Below are 3,149 nucleotides of genomic sequence, written 5' to 3'. Positions count from 1 at the left end.
GGGGCGCCGACCGGTTGGCCGGTGCCGGGATCCCACAGCCGGACGGTGCCGTCGTCACCGGCGGTGGCCAGCAGGTGGCCGTCAGGGTGGAAGGCGACCGCAACGAATCCCTGGTGGCCGGTGAGGGGGGCGCCGACCGGTTGGCCGGTGCCGGGATCCCACAGCCGGACGGTGCCGTCGTCACCGGCGGTGGCCAGCAAGTGGCCGTCAGGGTGGAAGGCAACCACGCCGACGCCTGCCGCGTGGCCAGTGAGGGCATCGCCGACCTGCCAGCCGGTACGACGATCCCACAGCCGCGCGGTGCCGTCGTAGCCGCCGGTGGCCAGCAGGTGGCCGTCGGGGTGGAAGGCAACCGCGTAGACGAATCCCTGATGGCCGGTGAGGGGCTCACCGACCTGCTGGGCAGATGCCGATGGCTGGCGATGTGTCCTGGGCGAGTCGCCATCGGGGCGCGGAGGAGAACTGCGAGCAAGTGCGGCGGCGCGGGCCGTCACCCACAGCGGCTTGAAGTCCTCCGGGTCGGCTTCCAGCGCTTCTGCCACGAGCTCGACTTGCCCCCAACGGGGAAGCTTCTCGCATCGCAGCACCGCCCTGGCGGTGGTGTGGCTCAAGGCTTTACCGGTACGGCGTTCGATCTCGCGAAAGCTCGGCGCGCCGCTGTGCAGGTGCGCATGGCTCAACTGATCGCGCAACGCGGCCAAGGCCATGGCAGCAGCGTCGTCAGCGCCCGGGGGGACGGCTGCGGGTACGGCGGGTGAGCTCATGATGCGTCGAGCATCCCAGAGCGGAAGAAAACGTAAAACCCGGTCTGCGGAAGTGCCCCCGCACCTGGTGTGAAGCGTCAACGTCTGTCAGCGAACGTAGCCAGATGGAACGATGCGCGCTCGCTGTGGAAGACCTTGGCCGAGATCGGAAACGCCCCTAGCCACATCTCCATGCTGGGAACACGTCCCCGACTGCGAGGACCACGCCAGCGAGGCCCACCCACGCCGCCACCCGTCACCGGGCATGGCGCAGGAGTGCCCGCGAGGCGTCACAACCACGGGAAGGAACACGCCCACCGATGATGCCCTACCTCGCCCTGGGCGCCATGGCCCTGTTCGCCATCTACCAATCCCCCGTGGAGGACAGGACAGCGCTCCGCAAGCCCCGCCCCTGCCGCCCTGCGGAGCGCGGCCCCGGCCTCTTCGTGTCGCAGTATGTGATCACCGCACTGGCCTGCCTCCTCTTGGGCGTCGCCGTCGGGGTGCTGGTGTGGCTGATCCCAACGATGTGGCCTCCAGTCGATGCGGCCTTGGCGGTCATAGGGCTGGCTCTGGCGCTGCATGGACTATGGCGTGGACGACGTCACCTCTGAGCTCCCTGGGGCGCGCATGTTGGGCACCAAGAGCGCCCGGCGCGAGCCGCGCTGGCGTGGTGGATCGGCTGGCCAGACGTGTGGCTCCTGGCCGGTTCCGTTCACCGTCCGCCAGGCAGTGCAACATGACCTGGGGCGGCGCCTCCCCCGTTCGGAGTGGCCTGCCCGATCAGCCGAGCGTGACAACTATCTGCGGGCCCGTGGCGTCTCACCCTTGTCACGATCCATCCCCCTAGGAGTCTCTGTGCTCAGACGCCTGCTCGTGTCCACCCTCCTGGCCGGCTCCGCTTTGGTCGTCCCCGCCGTAGCCGCCGTGCCCGCCTCTGCCGCTGTGCGCGTGAACGCCGCCGCCACGTCCTGCTACCGGCAGGCCGGGACGCACTGGGCATGCGTCACGCCCGGCGCTTACTGCCCCAAGGCGGCACGCAACAAGTACGGGTACACCCAAGGCACGAACCGCAGGTACAAGTGCAGCGAGTACAGCAACCACCAGTGGCGGTGGAAGCGAGCCTGACCAGCGGCCTAGACAGAGGCATGGACAGCGGCCTGGACAGCGGCTGAACGCCTGCCGCTCACACGGGCGGCCATGACAACACGAAGCGCCCCCGCCTGATCCGCCAGGACCGGGCGGGGGCGCGTTGTTGACGGCCGATCAGGCCTGCCCCGCTGGCCGATTCAGGAAGACGCAATCAGGGCAGGCGGCTGCCGGTTCGCTTCAATCCCTGCCGTCCGGCGGCGCTGATCAAGGCCCGATCAAGTTGAGCCTGTGAGGGGACTGTTGGGGCACTTGGCGGCCTCGGCGGTCAGCGTGGCCTTCTCCTGCTCATCGACGGTCAGTTCCCACCGGCGCTTGACCGCGGCCCATTCGGCGATGTACCGGCAGTGGACCTGCTCGATCGGCATCCACTGGGCCGGGTATTTGTCCGCCTTCTGCCGATTTGAGCGCGCCGTGACGGCCACCAGATGCTCGGGCCGGTCAAGAAGCGCCCGGCGCGAGGCGCGCCAGGCGCTGCCTAGCGGATCGGCCGGCCAGGCGTGCGGCTGACGAACGCAAACGGGAACCCGCCAGAAATCACGGCCCGGTGCACGTCTCGGCCTTGACCCACTCAATGTGGATGACAGTCACGGGCACGCTGACCGTCTTGTGTCCCAGCGGGAGGTTGCCTTCCTCGGCGCGGGGAACGCACCTGAAGCTGTAACCGCCCTGGTTCGGAAGGAGGAACGAGACCGCAACGCGGTCATAGGTGTCGGGCCAGCCGTAGTTGAAGAAGGATCGGACGCCCTTGTACGGGCTGTCGGACGCGAGGGACGACCAGTTTTCGCCCCGGCCGATGCTGATCTTCGTTGCTGCGGAGATGACCTCTGTCGAGTACATGCAGAAGTCCCCTCGTGCGCAGCCGTACATGCGATCGGGAAGGCTTGCCGCGCTGGCAGGCGATGTGAACGCCAGCCCTGCCAGAGAAATGGCGGCGACGGCAGCCGAGATCAATCTTCTCCGCATGAGATCTCCTCGTTAGTTGCCTGAGCTGGCCCAGGCCGTGAAAGGTCGGCCCGCCGAGCAGGTAACGACGGGCAGGGCCCAGCCTTGGCGGCCGATGGATTGTCTGGAACCCCGATTCGCCACCCAGACAAAACTGATCGCGGTAGTGATGAGGGCAGAGCCAGTTCATCCCACCGGGCCCAGGGGTGTCACCAGTTCCGGCCTGAGCAGGAACACGCAGGTCAACGGCCATGAAGGGGGTATCAAGAGCGCCCGGCGCGCCCCGCGCCGGGCGCTGCCTGGCGGATCGGC

5 protein-coding genes are annotated in these 3,149 nt (G+C 68.2%); 2 read left to right on the top strand and 3 right to left on the bottom strand.

The features are described 5' to 3' along the window. The coding region (locus tag ABZ815_RS52635; RefSeq protein WP_357711096.1) for a WD40 repeat domain-containing protein at positions 1-707 on the bottom strand (707 nt) is incomplete at its 3' end. 356 nt (positions 708-1,063) lie between these two features. Between ABZ815_RS52635 and ABZ815_RS52630 the strand changes: the two genes are divergently transcribed. Both ABZ815_RS52630 and ABZ815_RS52625 read left to right on the top strand, forming a co-directional pair. After that, positions 1,064-1,357, top strand: coding sequence for a hypothetical protein (locus tag ABZ815_RS52630; RefSeq protein ID WP_357711094.1), 294 nt, complete (start codon positions 1,064-1,066; stop codon positions 1,355-1,357). Positions 1,358-1,601: 244 nt separating this feature from the next. Continuing rightward, positions 1,602-1,871 (top strand): hypothetical protein, encoded by a 270-nt coding sequence (locus ABZ815_RS52625; protein WP_357711091.1) that lies wholly within the window; start codon positions 1,602-1,604, stop codon positions 1,869-1,871. Positions 1,872-2,110: 239 nt separating this feature from the next. On the opposite strand, the gene ABZ815_RS52620 is transcribed toward ABZ815_RS52625, so the two are convergent. Then, positions 2,111-2,317, bottom strand: a complete 207-nt coding sequence (locus tag ABZ815_RS52620; protein ID WP_357711089.1) for a hypothetical protein — start codon at positions 2,315-2,317, stop codon at positions 2,111-2,113. A 112-nt stretch (positions 2,318-2,429) separates the two neighbouring features. Next, complete coding sequence (locus ABZ815_RS52615) at positions 2,430-2,858, bottom strand: hypothetical protein (protein ID WP_357711087.1); 429 nt, start codon at positions 2,856-2,858, stop codon at positions 2,430-2,432. Positions 2,859-3,149 lie beyond the last annotated feature (291 nt).

The sequence above is a fragment of the Nonomuraea sp. NPDC047529 genome (genome assembly GCF_040642995.1).
Lineage (GTDB): Bacteria > Actinomycetota > Actinomycetes > Streptosporangiales > Streptosporangiaceae > Nonomuraea.
The sequence above is the reverse complement of the archived record's forward strand: the minus strand, read 5'-3'. Positions and strand labels throughout refer to the sequence as shown.

Coding starts and splice junctions, on each gene's coding strand:
- ABZ815_RS52615 (WP_357711087.1), bottom strand. CDS start 2,858: ATGCGGAGAAGATTGATCTCGGCTGCCGTCGCCGCCATTTCTCTGGCA.
- ABZ815_RS52630 (WP_357711094.1), top strand. CDS start 1,064: ATGATGCCCTACCTCGCCCTGGGCGCCATGGCCCTGTTCGCCATCTAC.